The 16968-nt window shown below is 73.0% G+C and carries 15 protein-coding genes; 10 read left to right on the forward strand and 5 right to left on the reverse strand.

Annotated elements, in window-relative coordinates; translation table 11 throughout:
• Positions 1-154 precede the first annotated feature (154 nt).
• Complete coding sequence (locus AC0KTA_RS32835) at positions 155-691, forward strand: cupin domain-containing protein (RefSeq protein WP_481051818.1); 537 nt, start codon at positions 155-157, stop codon at positions 689-691.
• On the opposite strand, the gene AC0KTA_RS32840 is transcribed toward AC0KTA_RS32835, so the two are convergent.
• Positions 663-3497 carry an alpha/beta hydrolase gene (locus tag AC0KTA_RS32840; protein WP_481051819.1) on the reverse strand — a complete coding sequence of 945 codons (2835 nt, stop codon included), beginning with the start codon at positions 3495-3497 and terminating at the stop codon, positions 663-665. The two genes, AC0KTA_RS32835 and AC0KTA_RS32840, sit on opposite strands and share 29 nt — an antisense overlap.
• Positions 3498-3723: 226 nt before the next feature.
• Here AC0KTA_RS32840 and AC0KTA_RS32845 point away from each other — a divergent pair, with 226 nt between their 5' ends.
• The 4 genes from AC0KTA_RS32845 (at position 3724) to AC0KTA_RS32860 (ending at position 7894) form a co-directional block, all read left to right on the forward strand.
• Entirely contained in the window at positions 3724-4281 is a 558-nt protein-coding gene (locus AC0KTA_RS32845) for a GNAT family N-acetyltransferase (protein ID WP_481051820.1), read from the forward strand.
• Positions 4282-4736: 455 nt separating this feature from the next.
• Positions 4737-5756, forward strand: a complete 1020-nt coding sequence (locus AC0KTA_RS32850; RefSeq protein WP_481051821.1) for an ATP-grasp domain-containing protein — start codon at positions 4737-4739, stop codon at positions 5754-5756.
• A gap of 151 nt (positions 5757-5907) precedes the next feature.
• Complete coding sequence (locus tag AC0KTA_RS32855) at positions 5908-7074, forward strand: acyl-CoA dehydrogenase family protein (protein WP_481051822.1); 1167 nt, start codon at positions 5908-5910, stop codon at positions 7072-7074.
• A gap of 247 nt (positions 7075-7321) precedes the next feature.
• The gene (locus AC0KTA_RS32860; protein ID WP_481051823.1) at positions 7322-7894 is read left to right on the forward strand and encodes a hypothetical protein; all 573 of its coding nucleotides are present in this window, start codon (positions 7322-7324) and stop codon (positions 7892-7894) included.
• Positions 7895-8281: 387 nt separating this feature from the next.
• Here the strand turns inward: AC0KTA_RS32860 and AC0KTA_RS32865 are convergent, their stop codons facing one another.
• Both AC0KTA_RS32865 and AC0KTA_RS32870 read right to left on the reverse strand, forming a co-directional pair.
• Complete coding sequence (locus AC0KTA_RS32865) at positions 8282-9799, reverse strand: aminotransferase class I/II-fold pyridoxal phosphate-dependent enzyme (protein WP_481051824.1); 1518 nt, start codon at positions 9797-9799, stop codon at positions 8282-8284.
• A gap of 95 nt (positions 9800-9894) precedes the next feature.
• The gene (locus tag AC0KTA_RS32870) at positions 9895-10440 is read right to left on the reverse strand and encodes a phospholipase A2 (protein ID WP_481051825.1); all 546 of its coding nucleotides are present in this window, start codon (positions 10438-10440) and stop codon (positions 9895-9897) included.
• 334 nt (positions 10441-10774) lie between these two features.
• Here AC0KTA_RS32870 and AC0KTA_RS32875 point away from each other — a divergent pair, with 334 nt between their 5' ends.
• Together AC0KTA_RS32875 and AC0KTA_RS32880 are read left to right on the forward strand one after the other, a co-directional pair.
• Positions 10775-10957, forward strand: coding sequence for a hypothetical protein (locus tag AC0KTA_RS32875; RefSeq protein ID WP_481051826.1), 183 nt, complete (start codon positions 10775-10777; stop codon positions 10955-10957).
• A 24-nt stretch (positions 10958-10981) separates the two neighbouring features.
• Positions 10982-11245 (forward strand): hypothetical protein, encoded by a 264-nt coding sequence (locus tag AC0KTA_RS32880; protein WP_481051827.1) that lies wholly within the window; start codon positions 10982-10984, stop codon positions 11243-11245.
• 76 nt (positions 11246-11321) lie between these two features.
• Here the strand turns inward: AC0KTA_RS32880 and AC0KTA_RS32885 are convergent, their stop codons facing one another.
• Together AC0KTA_RS32885 and AC0KTA_RS32890 are read right to left on the reverse strand one after the other, a co-directional pair.
• Positions 11322-12197: an undecaprenyl-diphosphate phosphatase gene (locus tag AC0KTA_RS32885; RefSeq protein ID WP_481051828.1), complete on the reverse strand. Its 876-nt coding sequence runs from the start codon at positions 12195-12197 to the stop codon at positions 11322-11324.
• Positions 12198-12840: 643 nt separating this feature from the next.
• The gene (locus AC0KTA_RS32890) at positions 12841-13548 is read right to left on the reverse strand and encodes a TVP38/TMEM64 family protein (RefSeq protein WP_481051829.1); all 708 of its coding nucleotides are present in this window, start codon (positions 13546-13548) and stop codon (positions 12841-12843) included.
• A gap of 49 nt (positions 13549-13597) precedes the next feature.
• On the opposite strand from AC0KTA_RS32890, the gene AC0KTA_RS32895 reads away from it, so the two are divergent.
• The 3 genes from AC0KTA_RS32895 to AC0KTA_RS32905 all read left to right on the forward strand — a co-directional run bounded on the left by AC0KTA_RS32895 (position 13598) and on the right by AC0KTA_RS32905 (position 16917).
• Entirely contained in the window at positions 13598-14302 is a 705-nt protein-coding gene (locus AC0KTA_RS32895; RefSeq protein WP_481051830.1) for a DNA alkylation repair protein, read from the forward strand.
• 355 nt (positions 14303-14657) lie between these two features.
• Complete coding sequence (tuf, locus tag AC0KTA_RS32900) at positions 14658-15833, forward strand: elongation factor Tu (protein ID WP_481051831.1); 1176 nt, start codon at positions 14658-14660, stop codon at positions 15831-15833.
• A 211-nt stretch (positions 15834-16044) separates the two neighbouring features.
• Positions 16045-16917: a spermidine synthase gene (locus tag AC0KTA_RS32905; RefSeq protein ID WP_481056648.1), complete on the forward strand. Its 873-nt coding sequence runs from the start codon at positions 16045-16047 to the stop codon at positions 16915-16917.
• Positions 16918-16968 lie beyond the last annotated feature (51 nt).

Genomic DNA, 16968 nt, shown 5'->3' on the forward strand with positions numbered 1-16968 from the left:
GGTCCCCTCCTGCCGCACCGATCCGAGACTCATCACGATCGGTGATTTCTGCAGGGAACAACTGCTTCTGGTTCGCGCCTTCTTCCCGGGCTCGAATGGGAGCCGCGGACAGACAGCGGTTCGCGGAACGAGACTCCCAAGGAGAGCGACCGACATGACGACCTATGAGACCCGGAACGCCTCAGCCCTGATCGTGCCGCCCGGCGCGGCCGAACACGTACCCCTGCCGCACGGCGGCGGCTTCGACCTGCTGGCCGACGCCGCGGACACCGGCGGCGCCCTGGGCGCCAACCGCCTCACCCTCGGCGAGGGCGCCGACGGGGCCAGGCCCCACCAGCACGCGCGGTCGACGGAGCTCTTCTACGTACTCGACGGAGTGGTGGAGTTCTTCCTGGACGGCGGGATGACGACGGTGGCGCGTGGCGGACTCGTCGTCATCCCGCCCGGGATGCCGCACGCGTTCGGCGCGGCACCGGGTGCGACCGCCGATCTGCTGGCGGTCCTGACACCGGGCGTCGACCGGTTCGGCTACTTCCGTGCCCTGGGCCGCATTCAGCACGGTTTGGACACGTTCGACAGCCTCCTGCCCGAACAGGACCGGTACGACGTGCACTTCCTCGGCGGCGCGGTCGCCGCGGACTGGGCGACCGCGCGCGGCCGGGCTACGACGGGTCGCGCACGGTCCCGGTGACCTCCGGGCCCGGGTGCGGCTCCCACGCCTGGTCGTAGGTGACCAGGCGCAGCCGCAGGGTCTCCTTCGGCTCCCGCACCCGGTCCTTGACCGTGGGCACGGTCACCTCGACGCTCCGCTTGCCCGCAGCGATGGCCGCCGGGATGTACGGCATCTCCGAGACCTTGGACAGCGGGCGGGCCGGGTTCGGCGAGCTCCCGAAGACGTCCTTCAGCCAGCGCTTGCCGACGTCCTTGGTGGACAGCTCCTTGCCGCCGCTCACACGCCGGATGTCGAAACCGGCCTCGATGTCCGTGTCGGCCGCGGCGGACAGCGTGACGCGCCACTTGAGGGCCTTCCCCTCCGTGACGCGGTCCGCGACCGGCTTCACGGTGACCTTGGGCATCGGGTCGTCCTCGGTCACCCGCACACCGCCGTGGTACGAACCGACCACCGCGCCGCGGACCGCCTTGGCCAGCACGTCGTGCGAGACGTCGGCGCCGTAGCGCTTGTTGCCCCGCACCGTCACCGGCACGTCGACGGGCTCGCCGCCCGGACGCACCGTCACCGTCCTGTGCGCCGTCTTCTGCGTCCGCGGGTCCGTCACGAACAGGCGCACCTTGCCGCTGCCCTGCCCCGACACCCGTACCGGCACCTGGTACTTCCGGACTCCGGAGTCGCCTTCCTTCACCTTGAGCTGCCCGATGTCGACGCGCGCCAACTCGGCGGCCCCGGCATCCGGGGTGCCCGGGCGCCAGCCCCACGCGTCCATCAGCCAGGCACGCCCGGACCGGCTGCGCGGGGTGAGCTCCAGGGAGGTCACGTTCTTGAGGTCGAGCCCCGCGCGGGCGGCCGCGGACAGCGGCACGCGTACCTCACGCCCCCAGTAGGACGCGGTCATCTCGGTGCCGGGCAGGCCGTCGACGCGGACCTTGCCGAGCGTGGCCCGGCGGCCCGAGGCGTCGGTGACCGCCACGTCGAGCTTGGTGCCGGAGCTGTTGGGCGGCACGATCACGCGCAGCGCCAACGCGTCGGCGCCCGCTAGGGAGACGGGCTTGTGGGGACGTATCTTCGTCGCGGCACCCGCCTGCGACCAGCGCAGCGCGACCGCGTGGCGGCCCGGCTCCGGCGAGGTCTCCCAGGCGGCGAAGTGGGGCGAGGCGCCCCGCGTCCCGGAGGGGAGACAGGCACGCGACGCCCTGTCGTCCACCTGCGCGCACAGCCGGCCGCCGGACACGGCCGTCGAGGAACTCGGCACGAACCCGGGCGTGCGACGGCCGCCGACGGCGTGGGTCAGCACGCGCGCGGGCTTCGCCGAGGGGGCGCGGCGGCCGGAGCCGTCGAGGAGCGGGCGCACCCGGTCGTCACCGCCGACGAACAGACGGGCCGCCGCGGCGATGTACGTGGAGCCCGCCGTCTGCTGCTGCTTGGCGGTCAGGCGGGTGTCCTTGCCTGGCGCGCACACCGGGTCGGGCCGCTCGCCGGACTGGAAGTCGTCGTCGGCCGGGGCCTGCGCCTGCCCCGGCGTCCACTCGGTGTTGAAGAAGTTGTGGTTGGCGCCCACCACATAGACCGCGCTGTGCAGGGCGGTGCCGCGGCCGACGCCGCGCGTCCCGTCGGCGTAGATCTGGCCCTGGAGGTCGGACACGTCGCCGTCGCAGCCCGGCAGGATCGTCGTCGACGGCACGTCGGGGACCGGGTTCTGGCCGAAGATCGTGGGGCCGATGAGGACGGTGCCGCGGATGGTCCAGCGCGCCGGGCCCGGGGCGCCGTCCTCGGCGGCCGGCGGCGGCGTCAGGCTGTCGAGCGCGGCGCGGTTGACGCCTTCGCCGCCTCGCGAGTGGCCCACGAGCAGGACCCGGGACAGGTCGGCGGGCGCGGTGGCGCGCACGGCCTTCGGCGCGTCGCCGCGGCCGGCGGACCAGTCCGCCCAGCGGGCGAGGTGCTGACGCACCAGCGACGAACGAGCCTGCGCGCCGCCGTCCTGGACGTCGCCGTCCTGGCCGTTGATGCCGTTGGCGGAGATCGACACCGTCACATAGCCCTGTGAGGCGAGGAGTTTCTGGTCGTGCAGATAGCCGCGGTGGCTGGGCACCGGCTTCATGCCGGACTTGCAGGGCCAGCCGCCGTCCCGGGCGCCGCCGGACTTGAAGCACGTGTAGTGGCGGCCGTGCAGGAACAGCGCGAGCGGCCGCTTGCCCGGCGCGTCGGCCGGGCCCACCACGGCGGCCCGCATCTCCACGGGCTCGGGGAAGCCGGGCAGGCGCACCGACTTCTGGGTGTACTCACCGCTGACGGTGCGGTACTTGCCCGGGACACCGGGGTCGACGCGGTTCGCGGGCTGGGGGGCCGCCGACTCGGCGGGCGGCGCGATCCGCAGCGGCGGGGCCGTGTCGTCCGCGCCCTCGTCGAGACGGCGGCCGCCGGCCTGTGCCTGCAGCTCCGCGGCCGGTCCGATGCGGGCGCCGTCGAGCCGTAGCCGGAACGTCCGCTGGTCGTCCGTGGGTACGGGAACGCCGAGGAGCCGGTCGCCGGCGTAGAACTCGACGCGGGCGTCGCCCATGGGCACCGGCTCGGGGGCACGCCAGACCAGGTGCTTCTCGGCGCCGGACCCGTCGACCCGCCAGCCCTTGGGTAGTTGGCCTTCGGCGTCTCCCGGCGGTGTGGGGTCTCCCGGTGCCGCGGGGCTTCCCGACGGCAGCGCGTCTCTCGGTGACGCGGACGGTATTCGGTCGCCGGACGGCTGCGCGTGCGCCAGGCCCGGCACCCCCACCGCCAGCGCGAGGACCGCCGTGGCGGCGGTCACCGAGCGCGGGACATGGATCAAGACGTTCTCCAGTTCATCCAGTTGCTCACTGCGTTGGCAGTTGCTGCAGTGCGTTGGTCGTTGCTGCACTGCGTTGGCAGTTCCACTGCATGGGCCGCCCCAGAAACCCGGAAAGATCGCTGGGCCCCCGGACCTGGAGGATGCCGACGGGCGCGCGGGGGTTGCTTCGTGGGGCTAGTTGGGACTCCCCTTGTCCCCGAGTTCCGCCGCCGCGCATGATGCCTGGATGGCTGATCATCTTTCCGCGCCCCTGACCGCGGTCCGGCTCACCGCGTACACGCGGGCCGACCAGAACGAGATACTCGGCGACGGCCCCGACCCCTTCGGCGTCGCGGAGACCGGTTTCACGTGGCTGCCCAAGGACGTGCACTTCGGTGTCAGGGCGGAGGGCCGACTCGTGGCCCACGCGGGCCTGTTGAGGGTGCCCGTGTCGATCGGCGGTACCGAGGCGGAGGTGGTCGGCGTCGGCGGCGTGGCCGTCGCGGCCGGTCTGCGGGGCCGCGGCCTCGCCAGGACCGTCATGACGGCGGCACTCGACCACGCGCGCACGATGGGCCCCCGGCACGCGCTGCTGTTCTGCCGCCCGCCCCTGGTCGCCCTCTACGAACGCCTCGGCTGGCGGACGCTGGAGCAGGAGGTCCACGTCGAGCAGTCAGGGGGCCCGGTGGTCATGCCGCTGCGGACGATGTGGACGCCGCTGGTGGAGGGGACGGAGGGCACGGAGGGCATGGAGGGGTCGGCGTGGCCCGCGGGGGAGGTTCGGCTGCTGTCGTTCCCGATGTGAGCGCGGATTCCCCCGACGCCGAGGGGCCGCCGCCCCGGCAGAGCCGGGGCGAGGCACTGCGTGACGCACAGGGCGCACGAGGGAGGCAGGCGGCGCAGACTTGGAGCAGGAGCAGGGCGCGCCTGCGCCCTGGCAGGGTGTTGGGCCCGCGCCTACAGTGTGGGCCCAAGGCTCTGCGGCACGGCAAGGCAGGGCCTCGGCCCTGCGGCACGGATCGCGGAAAGGGCGCAGCGGCAAGGGCGCGGCCCCGTCCCGTGGTCACCAGCATCCCCGGCCGGGCGTCGCCCCGGTCCGCCACCGCCGGGACGACCGGCGGGCGCGGCCGACGCGGCGCCGTACGGGGCGCGGTGGCCTCCTGCCGCGGGGCAGACACCATCCCGCCGTGATCTCCACCCGGGTCCGCGCCGCGACGTGCGCGCGGGCCGAGTGCGCGTCGAGAGCCGCTGGAGGCAGCCGTGTCCGGACCGTGCGTCGCCCTGATCGCCGACCCCACGTCCCCCGAGGGCTGCCGGGAGTACCTCGCCCGGGCCGTCGAAGTCCTCACGGGCGCCCCGCCCCACCGCATCGACGCCCGGCACTTCGCCCCCTGCGGCACCGGCCGCGTCCGGGACCGCGACGGCGTCCGCTTACGCCTTCACGTCCCCGACCAGGGCCTGGAGGTGGTGCCTGACGTGGTCGTGCTGTACGAGATACCGCCGCACCGGCGCCGCGCCCTCGCCGCCTTCCAGCGCCTCCTCGCCCACCACCACGCGGTGACGCTGGGCGCCGGTGTGACGGCGTGGCGGACGGCCACCGAGAAGGACCGCACGGTCGCCCACTTCGAGCGGGACGGCGTCGCCCACATGGACACCGTCGTCCTGTCGCGGCCGGACCCGCGCGAGGCCGCCGCCGCGTTCGAGCGGCTCGGGCGCGACGCATGGGCCCGACCCGTCGTCGGCACCGGCGGCAGCGACACCTTCCACATCACCACCGAGGCCCAACTGGCCGAAGCCACCGAGTACTACGCGCGTCGGCGCAGCGCCTGGCTGCTCTCCCGCGACGCGGGCAACATCACCGCCGACGGCGACCGGCACCAGTTCCGCGTGTTCGTGCTCGGCGGCCGCGTCATCCACGCCCGCGAGCACATCCAGCCCGCGACGGACACCCCCTGCAACACCTGCCAAGGGGCGACGGCCATCCCCATCGCCCCGCCCGACCTGCCACGGCGCCTCACCGAACTGGCCGTGGCCGCCACCGCGTCGATGGGGCTGCCCTTCGCCGGGGTCGACCTCGCCATCGAGAACGGCGGGGTCGTCTTCGAGGTCAACGTCCAGCCGGCCTTCATCGACGGCGAGTTGGAGACGGTAGCCGTCCCCTACATCCAGGCCCACCTCGACGCCCTCGCCCAGACGGCGGCCGGCCGCCGCGGCCGCCATCCGGCACGGGGCAGGCGGCGCGGCAGCCAGGTCCACGGACACTCGCCCCGGGTGGCGTAGGCCCGGCCCGGCCGGCGCCGCCGACTGCCCCAGCGGCCACTTCTGCATCTGGGCCATGACCTGCTGAACGAACGCGTCCCGTACGGGCCTGCCGCCTTCGGGCGGCGGGCCCGTACGTTTGGCGGACCGTCGCGAGAAGGAGCGTCCCAGCGTGAGCACTCTCGGCATCCTGCCCCCGGACGAGCAGCTAGTCGTCACCACCGTGCGCGACTTCGTGGACAAGGAGGTGAAGCCGGTCGTACGGGAGTTGGAGCACGCGGACACCTACCCCGAGGCCCTGATCGAGCGGATGAAGCAGCTCGGGGTCTTCGGTCTCGCCGTCCCGGAGGCGTACGGCGGCACTCCCGTCTCCACCTCCTGCTACGTCCTGCTCACCGAGGAACTCGCCCGCGGCTGGATGAGCCTGGCCGGTGCGACGGGCGGCCACACCGTGGTCGCCAAACTGCTGCAGCACTTCGGCACCGAGGAGCAGCGCCGCCGCTATCTGCCCCGGATGGCCACGGGCGAGATCCGCGCGACCATGGCGCTCACCGAGCCGGGCGGCGGCTCCGACCTCCAGGCCCTGCGCACCGTCGCCCACGGGGACGCGGACGGCTATCTGGTCAATGGTACGAAGACGTGGATCACGAACTCCCGCCGCTCGGGGCTGATCGCCCTGCTGTGCAGGACCGACCCCCGGGCCACCCCGGCGCACCGGGGCATCTCCCTCCTGCTCGTCGAGCACGGCCCCGGCCTGACGGTCTCGCGCGACCTGCCCAAACTCGGCTACAAGGGCGTCGAGAGCTGCGAGTTGACCTTCGAGGACCACCGGGCCCCGGCCGACGCCGTGCTCGGCGGTGTCGAGGGCCGCGGCTTCGCCCAGATCATGAAGGGCCTCGAGACGGGGCGGCTCCAGGTCGCCGCCCGCGCGCTCGGAGTCGGCCGGGCGGCTCTGGAGGACGCGCTGTCCTACGCGCGCGAGCGGGAGTCGTTCGGCAAGCCGATCTGGCAGCACCAGTCGATCGGCAACTACCTCGCCGACATGGCCACCTCCCTCACCGCCGCCCGCCAACTCACCCTGTACGCCGCCCGCGAGGCCGACGCGGGCCACCGCGTCGACATGGAGGCGGGCATGGCCAAACTCTTCGCCTCCGAGACCGCCATGAAGATCGCCCTCGACGCCCTGCGCATCCACGGCGGCCACGGTTACTCCACCGAGTTCGACGTCGAGCGCTACTTCCGCGACGCCCCTCTGATGATCGTCGGCGAGGGCACCAACGAGATCCAGCGCAATGTGATCGTGAGCCGGCTCGTGGAGCGGGGCGGCCTGGACGTCTGACGCGGAGTACGAGCCGAGGGCCACGGCAGCGCACGAGTGGGGTCGGGCCGCGCACGAGCGGAAGCGGACCGCGCATAAGCGGAGCCGGACCGCGCATAAGAGAAGTAAGGCGTCGTGGCCTTTCGGCCGACGGCGCACAGTGCCCCGGACCCTGGCGCGCCCCCTCGTGGGGGCGTCATCCCTGTCCGTCCGCGACCCTTCCGGGACGTGCGGCAAGAGGAGGTCGGCTGTGGGGAATGTGCGCTGCATGACGGAGGCGGAGTGCCGTGAGGTGCTCGCCCGGGCGTGGGCAGGGCGGCTGGCGGTGGCGCGGCGCGGGCGCCCGTATGTGGAACTGGTCAGCCTCGTCGTCCGTGACGGGGCGCCGGTGGCGCTGGTCTCGGACGCCGGGCCGGTCGCCCGGGCGCTGCCTCCCGTGGTGGCCCCCCGGCAGTTGGTCGTCCTGGAGGCCGACGACGCCCAGGACATGGACGGCGCCCGCCGCGCGGTGCGGGCGGTCACCGCGCTGGGCAGGCCCCGCTGGGTCGTGGCGGCCGACGAGGTCGGCGCGTGCCGCCGTGCCGCGACGGCGCGCGGCCTGGACGTCGCGCCGGACATCGGGTTCCTCACGCTGACCGGGCCGGTCCTGAGCGGCGAGCAGCATCTGCTGCGGTGCGGCCCCGGCCAGGAAGCACTCGCGAGCGAGGCGCCTGCGAGCGTGGGTGAGGCGCCGGTGAGCGGCGGCGCGACCGGTGGAGCGGGCCAGCGCGGACGCGTCGGCCGCCGCCGGGGCATCGCCTCCCGTATGCGCCCGCGCTCTTCACCGCGCGGCCCGGGGTGACAGCCGCGGTGGCGTACGAAACCGTCGGCGGCGTACGAAGCCATGGGCGGCGTACGTAGGGGGGGGGCAACAGGCAGCCGGGGCCGCGCTCCACGGCGGCGGACACCGCGGTCCCGGCTCCTCCTCTCCTCGGGGGTGGCTCCCGCCCGCCCCCGAGGAGAGGGCAGCGGTGCGAGGACGCCCGGCGGAGGGGGAGCCGCCACGTCCTCGCACCTGCGGCCGCCGCCCCCGCCGACGAACCGGCGGCGACCGACCGGGGGATACGCCCGTCCCACCAGCGTGCACCCATTCGGCGGAAAAAGCGCCACCCTTGCCTACACAACGTGCTGAGACGGCCTTTTTAGGTAAGACGGGGGCTGATGGGGCGTAAGTGACTACATACCGTGACTAGTTGGAGGCCTGCTCGGCGGCCTTGGGGGCTCGCCCGGCGGTCGCGCCGTCCGCGACGACACGTACGCGGCCGAGGCGCGGATCCGCGGGATCGGGGAGGTTCATGCCGGCGGCGACGCCCGAGCGGAGATAGTTCAGGACGGGCTGTGTGAGGCGCTCGCCGGGCAGGACGGCGGGGATGCCGGGCGGGTACGGGGTGAGCATCTCGGCGGCGACGCGCCCGTCCGCCTCGGCGATCGGTACGTCCTCGACGGGCCCGAAGAAGGCGTCGCGGGGCAGAGCGGCCTGCTCCAGACGCAGCTCGGCGGGGGAGGGGACCTCGACGGGGACCGGGCGCGGCAGCTGGTTCGCGGCACGGGCGAGCGCGCCGAGCGCCTGGATCAGCGGGCGTGTGGTCTCGTCGCTGTCGGCGTGCGTGAGCTGCGTGCTGATGCGCCGGTGGTCGGCGATGTGGGCGTCGACGGCGTGGTGTTCGCGCAGCCAGTCGGCCGCCTGATAGCCGCTGATGCCGAGGCCCGTGACGTCGATGACCACGGGCAGGGGGTCGAAGTCGTCGGCGAGGCCGGGGCCGCAGAAGTCGGCCCGGTCGTTGACGTGCAGGCCGTCGATGTCCTCGATCTCCGCCCGCACGTCGTGGGCGAGCCGCAGGGCCCGGCCGATCAGCTCACGGCCGTGCAGCGCCATCTGGCGGCGCCAGCCGTCGAGCCCGGCGTAGAGGAGGACGGAGGGGCTGGTCGTGCCGAGCAGGTCCGCACGGCTCTCCAGGACGTGGGGTTCGATCAGGTCGCCCTGGAGGTGGAAGACGGACCCCTGCTCCAGGCCGCTGCCCATCTTGTGGATGCTGGTCACGCAGACGTCCGCGCCCGCGTCCATGGCCCAGGCCGGCAGCTCCGGGTGGAAGGGCAGATGCGCGCCCCAGGCCTCGTCGACGATGAGGGGCAGGGAGCGGCGGTGGCAGACCCGCGCGATCCCCTCCAGGTCGGCGCAACTGCCGTACGGAGTGGGGCTGGTGACCAGGGCGCCCCGCGCGTCTGGGTGGGCGTCGAATGCCTTCTCGAAGTCGGCGGGCGCGGGCGGATGGGCGAGGTGGCGCTCCGCGTCCCAGCGCGGCTCCACCCACACCGGCCGGATGCCGGACAGGACCAGGCCGGAGACCACCGACTTGTGGGCGTCCCGCCCGATGAGGAGCTCGGTGTGCGGGCCCGCGGCGGCGAGCATCGCGGCCTTCACCGACAGCGAGCTGCCGCACGTCGAGAAGAACGTGTGGGACGCGTGCACCGCGTGCGCCATCAGCTTCTCCGCGCGCCGCAGCACTCCCGCCCGGGTCAGCCGGTCGTCGAGGCCCCCGGAGGCGAGCAGGTCACCGTGGAAGACGGCGTCGCCGAGCACCGAACGCACCGCGGGGTCCGCGCCCCGGGCCTGCTTGTGGCCCGGGGGCGTGAAGGCCACGTGCCCGCGTTCGCGGTAGTCGGCGAGGGCCTCGAGGACGGGCGCCTGGGTGTGATCGACCGGCATGCCGTACGCCTTCCCTGACGGCGCCGCGCACAACCAGGCCGTCACCCCGACCCCACGGTGCGGGTCCGCTGATCAGGCCTGCCTGCGGCGGACGGTCAGAAGAAGGAGCTGTCGCCGCCGAACCGCACGGCGAGGTAGTACGCCTCGGCGGCGTTGGTGCAGTTGAGGTGGGCGAGCGGGGTGCGGTAGCGGTCGTCGCAGACGCGTCGCATCTCGGTGCGGAACCGGCCGTCGATCCAGTTCTTCGTCGCCCTGGTCGGATCGAGCTTCAGCTCGTACTTGGCGCCGTAGTTGCGGTACCCGAAGTCGTGCAGGACACAGGCGGGGCGGAACACCTCGCTGTACGGGGCGTAGCCCGTGGGCACGGAGCAGCCGTCGTTGGTCCAGTTGAACGGCGGGTTGTGCGGGGTGGTGGAGAACTGCTGGTACGTCAGGTTCATGATGCGGTCCGCCTCTTCCCTGACCGTCGGTTCCGCGAGTCCGCCCGCCGCCGGTTCCGCGGGCGGGATCGGTGCCGCGGCGGCGACGGGCCGTTCAGGGGCGGCGGCCGCGGCCGTTCCCGCGGTGCCGGCCGACACACCGAATCCGCCGACGGCGACGAGCGTCAGGGCGGCGGCGGTCGTCGAGATTTTCCTGCGCATGAGGGTCTCCGGATCACGAGTCGCTGGGGCCGACTTGGCCTTCCAGACCGGGCAACGAGCCAGGTGGCCGGGGGTTGCAGAGGGTCCCCTGAACGGACGGCGGTAAATCCGTGAAAGGTCTCGGCGACAGGGATCACGTAATGACTCGCACAAGGGTTCGCCAATTCGGGTGACTGCCCGTGCATTTGATGGTCGACGGCCGTGGAGTACGGGTCCAATTGCGCCTGCCGAGTGTGGCCATTTATCGGTGTGGACGAAGCGACTTCACGGCGGGACCATTGAATTCGACCGGTCATGTCCGGTGATCGGAAATGCCGGAGAAAGAGAGGTCCGAGTGAGCGGCACGGAGGCAGGAAGCGGTGCTCCGAGGGTGGTCGCCGTCGGCCAGGACGAACCGGCCGACCATGGTGCGGCCCCGGTCAGGGCGTCGATGGCGGCCGACGACCGGGCCGCGGTCGCCGGCGAACCGGGCGCGGCGCCGCAGGTGCGCGAGGCGCAGGACGATGAGGAAGCGTGATCGGCTCTTGGCCAGGGAGGGCAAGTGAGCACAGTCATCCGGCGTGTTTTCAACGGCAGGGGACACGGCAGTTTCGTCCAGCCGATTAACTCGCCCGTCGCTTTCACGACGAGCAGCATCGTCGCATCGATCTCCGAAGTCGACGGGAGCGGAAATCCATTCGTCGGCAGTGCCCGGATGACGGTGCACAACGTGGCGGCGGGGAACCAGCAATACGTCATCTGGGTAAATATCGAATGGCCCGACGACTTGAACTACCGGCTCAACGTCCTGGTCAGCAACGACTGAGCCGCGCGGCGCCGGAGCCCACGCGTGGTCGACCGACTCGTGGTCGACGTGCGGGGACTCCGGCGCCGCCGCGCCGTCAGCCCGCCGACTCGCCCGCGTGCGGGCTCAGCGTGCCCGCCCCGACGAGGATGAACAGCACGATGCCGAGCAGGATGCGGTAGTAGACGAACGGCATGAAGCTCTTGGTCGTAATGAACTTCATGAACCAGGCAATTACCGCATAGCCGACCACGAACGCGATGATCGTGGCGAAGATCGTGGGGCCCCAGGAGACATGGCCCCCCTCGCCCGCGTCCTTCAGCTCGAAGACACCCGAGGCGAGGACGGCCGGGATGGCGAGCAGGAACGAATAGCGGGCCGCCGCCTCGCGGGTGTAGCCCATGAGCAGGCCGCCGCTGATGGTGGCGCCGGAGCGGGAGACGCCGGGGATGAGCGCCATGGCCTGGCAGACGCCGTAGATCAGGCCGTCCCTGACGCCCAGTTCCTTGAGGCCCTTGCGGTCGCGTACGGCACGGTGCTTGCCGCCGGTCTCGTCGCGCGCCGCGAGGCGGTCGGCGAAGCCGAGGACGATGCCCATGACGATCAGCGTCGTGGCGATCAGGCGCAGGTCGCGGAACGGCCCCTCGATCTGGTCCTTGAACGTGACGCCGAGGACCCCGATGGGGATCGAACCGACGATCACGAGCCAGCCCATCTTCGCGTCGTGGTCCGACCGCGGCACCTTGCCGAACAGCGAGCCGAACCACGCCGAGACGATCCGGCCGATGTCCTTGCGGAAGTAGATCAGGACGGCGGCCTCGGTGCCGATCTGAGTGATAGCGGTGAAGGCGGCACCCGGGTCGTGCCAGCCCGCGAACGCCGCGGTCAGTCGCAGATGCGCGCTGGATGAGATCGGAAGGAACTCGGTCAGTCCCTGGACGAGTCCGAGAATGAACGATTCGAGCCAAGACATGAAAACTGCGCCGTCCAGTAACTGATCGTGCGCTGACCCGTGAGATGGCGGTCAGAAGCGTTGGAGGGGGACCAGGAGCGGCGAGGCGTGGTGCGTGCGTGCGCGGGTCGTGTGGTGGGCCGGGGAGGGGTGATCACGTGCCTCGCCGGGGGCAGCGTAGCGTCACAAGATGAAGGCCTTGCGTCAGGGCTGTCGGTTACGGCTTGCCACTCCTGGTCGTCGGCCCTCCGGTGGTGCTGGTGAGTTCGGGACCGGCCCGCGCGGCGGAGCTTGAGGATGGCGTCGGCGCGGGAGCCGGGCCGGCCGTCGGGGCCGGGCACCTCGCGGGTGAGGAGCTCGTCGCTCTCGACCGTCCACCCGTCCGGCGCGAGCCCATCCCGCCCGAGCCCGAGCCCCTCGCGGATCTCCGCGTTCGTCGGGAAGTGGTAGTCGAACGGCGGCTCCTGCTGCCACGACGGCCATCCGGCATGGCTGACGCGAGTCCATCCTCGCCCGGGCGTCCCGCGCCGCCGCGCCGGGCGGTGTCCTGCTGGTCGTCCCTTTCCCTGCCCTTTCGGCGCTCCGCGCCTCGTCCTCAAACTCCCCCAAGCTCTTAAGGAGCAGGGGGTACCCCCTCGACGGGCTGAATCCAGCGCGTCCGGCGCTATGGGTGACCGCGAAGACCGTGGCGCTTGCGCCATGCCACCGTTGCGCCCGCCGCTGCCGTCACCGCGATGAAGCCCATCGCGATGAGGAACGCGGGCGACGTGGGCGTCGACGCGCGGGCGCCCGCTATGACGTACGCCGCCGTGTTCGGGATGGAGCCGACGGCCGTGGCGAGCAGGAACGGCAGCCAGCCCATGCGGGACACCGCCGCGCAGTAGTTGGCGGCCGCGAACGGCACACCCGGGAACAGCCGGGCCGCCAGCATCGAGCGGAACCCGTGCCGGCTGAGCTGGCCGTCGGCCGCCTTCAGCCAGCGGCCCCGCAGCAGCGGCCGCAGCGCGTCCTGCCCGAGGACCCGGCCGAGGCCGAAGGACACCCCGGCCCCGACGACCGTGCCCACGATGGCCGCGGGCAGCCCGGCCTGCGAGCCGAACAGCGCGCCCGCCGCCAGGTTCAGCAGCGGCCGCGGCACGAACGCGACCGTGCACGCGCCGTACGCCGCCGCGAACACGCACACCGCGGCCGTGCCGCCGACCTGCGGCGGCCAGCCGTCCGCGAGGAGCCGCTGCGGCTCGAAGAGCAGCACGCACGTGGCGGCCGCGGCGAGCAGCAGCACGAGCAGGGACAGCCGCGCCCACGGCGATAGGAGCGCCCGCGTGCAGCGCACGGCGAGGCCCGGCGTCGGGGCGGCGGCGGTGTCGAGCATCCGGAGAGACTAACCGGCTCATGTGTCTGATCGCCGTATGGTGCGTCTCATGGGCGTCACAGTGCCGAGAAGTGCTCTCGCCGACACCGTCGTCGGGCGGCTCACGACGACGTACACGGAAGCGGCCGATCCGGTGCGGGCCGCGGACATGCGCGCGTACATGAAGGACATCGCGCCGTTCCTCGGCCTCACGTCCCCGGTCCGGCGGGACCTGGCCCGCGCCGTCCTCGCGGGGACGCCGCGCCCCGACGAGGCGGACTGCGCCGCGATCGCGCTGCGCTGCTGGGAACTGCCGGAACGCGAGTACCAGTACTTCGCCGTGGACTATCTGCGGCGGCACGTGAAGCGGTGCTCCTCCGCGTTCCTGCCGGTGGCCCGGCACCTGGTGACGACGGTCCCCTGGTGGGACACCGTCGACGCGCTCGCCGCGCACGTCGTCGGCGGGCTCGTCGCCGCCGACCCCGGGCTGCGGGCGGCCATGGACGAGTGGATCGAGGACGACGACCTGTGGGCCGCCCGCACCGCGCTGCTCCACCAGCTCCGCTTCAAGGACGCCACCGACACCGACCGCCTCTTCGCGTACTGCCTGCGCCGGGCGGACCACCCCGACTTCTTCATCCGCAAGGCGATCGGCTGGTGTCTGAGGGAGTACGCGAAGACGGACCCGGACGCGGTACGGGAGTTCGTGGGGCGGCACCGGGACGTGCTGGCGCCATTGTCGGTGCGGGAGGCGCTGAAGAACATCGGTGACTGACGAGGCGCCACTGGCCTGATGAGTCTGGCGAGTCTGACGAGGCGCAACTGTCGTACGCGGCCCCTGTGTCAGGGAAATTCACTCGACGCCGGGCAGGGCGTCGGCAATGATCGGCGGCATGTTCCGGCACGCCTTTCACACAGCTTTGTCCGCAGTCGCGGACGCTGTTCGGGCTGCCGTCCTTCCGCTCGCAGCACAGCACGCCGCCCTTCCTTGCGACGGCGCCCGAAGCTGACCCTCCCCGGACACTCCGGCGGACCCCGCAGGGGGAGGGTCGGCCAGGCCCCAGGGGTCCCCGTCCGCCGGCCGTCCGTGCCGCGGGCCACACCTTTCGAGTTCCGGAGCAGGAACCACCATGTCCAAGACGGCTTACGTCCGCACGAAGCCCCACCTCAACATCGGCACGATGGGCCACGTCGACCACGGCAAGACCACCCTGACCGCCGCCATCACCAAGGTCCTCAGCGAGCGCGGCACCGGCACGTTCGTGCCGTTCGACCGCATCGACCGCGCGCCGGAGGAGGCGCAGCGCGGCATCACCATCAACATCGCGCACGTCGAGTACGAGACCGACACCCGGCACTACGCCCACGTCGACATGCCGGGCCACGCGGACTACGTGAAGAACATGGTCACGGGCGCGGCCCAACTGGACGGCGCGATCCTCGTCGTGTCCGCGCTCGACGGCATCATGCCGCAGACCGCCGAGCACGTCCTGCTCGCCCGGCAGGTCGGCGTCGACCACATCGTCGTGGCCCTCAACAAGGCGGACGCGAGCGACCCCGAGCTCTCCGACCTGGTCGAGCTGGAGGTCCGCGAGCTGTTGTCCGCGCACGGGTACGGCGGGGACGCCGTGCCCGTCGTCCGGGTCTCCGGCCTCAAGGCCCTTGAGGGGGACCCGCGTTGGACGGCGGCGGTCGAGGCGCTCCTGGACGCCGTGGACACGTACGTCCCGATGCCGGAGCGCTATGTGGACGCGCCCTTTCTGCTCCCGGTGGAGAACGTCCTCACGATCACCGGCCGGGGCACGGTCGTCACGGGCGCGGTCGAGCGGGGCACCGTCCGCGTCGGGGACCGGGTGCAGGTCCTCGGCGGCGCCGACGGCACGGAGACGGTCGTCACCGGCCTGGAGACCTTCGGCAAGCCGATGGACTCCGCGCAGGCGGGCGACAACGTGGCGCTGCTCCTGCGCGGCATGGCGCGCGACGCCGTCCGCCGCGGCCATGTGGTCGCCGCGCCCGGCAGCGTCAGTCCGAGCCGTCGCTTCACCGCGCAGGTGTACGTCCTGTCCGCCCGCGAAGGAGGCCGCACCACGCCGGTGTCGACCGGCTACCGCCCGCAGTTCTACATCCGCACCGCGGACGTGGTCGGTGACATCGACCTGGGCGGGGCGGCCGTCGCCCGGCCCGGCGACACGGTCACCCTGACCGTCGAGCTCGGCCGCGACATCCCGCTGGAGCCGGGGCTCGGCTTCGCGATCCGCGAGGGCGGGCGGACGGTGGGGGCGGGGACGGTTACGGAGGTCGGCTGAGGTCGGCCTGTGGTGAGGCGGGGCACGCCGACTGCGGCGCGCCCCGCCGCCCCGCCCGGGGCGGAACCGCCTCCACCGGGCAGCGGTCCGGGGGGGAGGCGGGCACAATGGACCGGTGAACGAGCCCGCCGACCGAACCATCCCCGAGGGACCCGAGTCGCCGAAGGAGCCCGCAGTGCCGCCCGAGGCGACAGCCTCAGCGCCGCCCGCCGTGCTCCCCGAAGCGGAGCCGATACCCGTCACCCGCGTCGTCGACCACGGCACCGCCAAGCTGCTTCCCGACGTGGACCGGCCGCGCGCCTGGCTGCTCACGGTCGACGGGGCGCCGCAGTCGTACGTCGATCTGGACGCGCCCACGCACCTGGAGTTCGAGTACGCCCGCAGGCTCGCGCACATACTGGACACCGTCGCCGCCCCGGGCAGGCCGCTGGACGTCGTCCACCTCGGCGGCGGCGCGCTCACGCTGCCCCGCTATGTCGCCGCGACGCGGCCCGGTTCCCGGCAGGACGTGGTCGAGGCGGACCGGGGACTGCTCCGGCTCGTCCTGGAGAAGCTGCCGCTGCCCTCCGGATCGGGGATCACGGTGCACGGCGCCGACACCCGGACCTGGGTGGAGGCGGCGCCCGCGGCGAGCGCCGACGTGTTCGTGGGCGATGTGTTCGGCGGCTCGCGGGTGCCCGCGCACCTGACGTCGGACGCGTACGCCCGCGCCGTCCGCCGCGTACTGCGCGCGGGCGGCTGCTACGCCGCGAACCTCGCCGACGGCGCGGGCAGTGGGTCCGGCGCCCGGTTCGCCTTCCTCCGCTCCCAACTGGCCACCTTCGCCGAGGCTTTCGACGAGCTGGCGCTCATCGTCGAGCCCGCCGTGCTGCGCGGCCGCCGCTTCGGCAACGCCGTGCTGCTCGCCGCGCACGCGCCGCTCGACGTGGCCGCGCTCGTCCGCCGCACCGCGGCGGACGCGTTTCCCGCCCGGGTGGTGCACGGCGACGCGCTGCGCAGCTTCATCGGTGACGCCCGTGCCGTACGGGACGCGGACGCCGTGGCGTCGCCGGAGCCACCGGACGGGGCGTTCAGCGTCGGCTGATCGGGGCTGAGCGGGCTCGGCTCGGGGCGGGAAACGGTTTCCCCGGCCGCG

This window comes from Streptomyces sp. Y309 (genome assembly GCF_056712025.1).